Origin of the sequence: Thauera sp. WH-2 (assembly GCF_048321015.1) — a bacterium.
Lineage (GTDB): Bacteria > Pseudomonadota > Gammaproteobacteria > Burkholderiales > Rhodocyclaceae > Thauera.
In genome coordinates, this window is record NZ_JBLWFG010000030.1 from 1 (window position 1) to 1,104 (window position 1,104).

At 68.8% G+C, this 1,104-nt stretch carries 1 protein-coding gene; it reads right to left on the bottom strand.

Annotated features, from left to right (window positions below):
- A partial coding sequence (gene tnpC / locus ACNKW1_RS15740) for an IS66 family transposase (RefSeq protein WP_418365517.1) occupies window positions 1–1,104 on the bottom strand: 1,104 nt, incomplete at both ends.

Below are 1,104 nucleotides of genomic sequence, written 5' to 3' on the forward strand. Positions count from 1 at the left end.
TTGAGATTCCAGGGCAGGAGGGCCTCGAAGTGTTCGACGGTGGTCGCATTGGGCACGGCGCGCAGTATGTGGCGCAGCCACAGGTACGGCTCGACGTTGTTGGCCTTGGCGGTCTCGACCAGCGAGTAGATGAGCGCGCTGGCACGCGCCCCGGCTTGCGTATCCGAGAAGAGCCACGCTTTCCTCCCAACGACGAAGGGCCGGATGGCGTTTTCGGCCGGGTTGTTGTCGATCGGCAGATCGCCCCGTGCGAGGTAGCGCGTCAGTCGCGGCCACTGCCGATGCAGGTAGCCCAACGCGCCGCCGAGCACCGAGGTGGGCGGCACGGTGGGGAGCACCTGATCGAGCCAACGGCGCAGTTCGTCGATGACGACGCGGCTTCTGCTCTGGCGTCGCGCCAGGCGCTCGGCGTTGCTCAGTTCGCGCGCCTCCTTCTCGATGGCGTAGAGCTTGCCGATCAGCGCCAGCGCCTCATGGGCGCGACCGCGCTTGCCGGCGGGCAGCACCTTGCTGGCGTCGACGAAGCGGCGCCGCGCATGGACCCAGCAGCCGAGCCGGGTCACGCCCTCGCAGAAGGAGATCGCCCCATAGCTCTCGAGCCCATCGGCGATCAGGTGCCCCTTCCAGCCTTCGAGCAGGCGTAAAGGGACCGCCTGCGCGCGGCTCGGGTCGTACTCGAAGAGGATCACCGGCTTACCCGGCGGACCACCGCGCTGCACCCACATCTGGCTCTTGCTCGTGGCTGCCCGGCCAGGCTCCTTGAGCACCTGCACCGGGGTTTCGTCCATGTGAATCACATCGTGCCCGAGCAGCACGTCGCGCATCAGATTGGCGATCGGCTGCAGCGCTTGCGCGGTGCCGATCACCCAGCGCGCCAGGGTCTGACGCGGCACGAGCGCGCCCGCGCGGGCAAGCACGTACTCGAAACGCGCCAGCGGCAGCCCGTCGACGTACTTGGTGACCAGCAGCATCGCCAAGAGGTCGTTGCTGGCGTTGCTCTTGGGCAGCACCTGCCCCGGGGCGCGGGCGCTGACCGGCGCCTGGTCGCCCTGGGGGCAGCCGTAGCGCTTCCTGATGTGACGCAGCACGCGCACCTGCATCGGG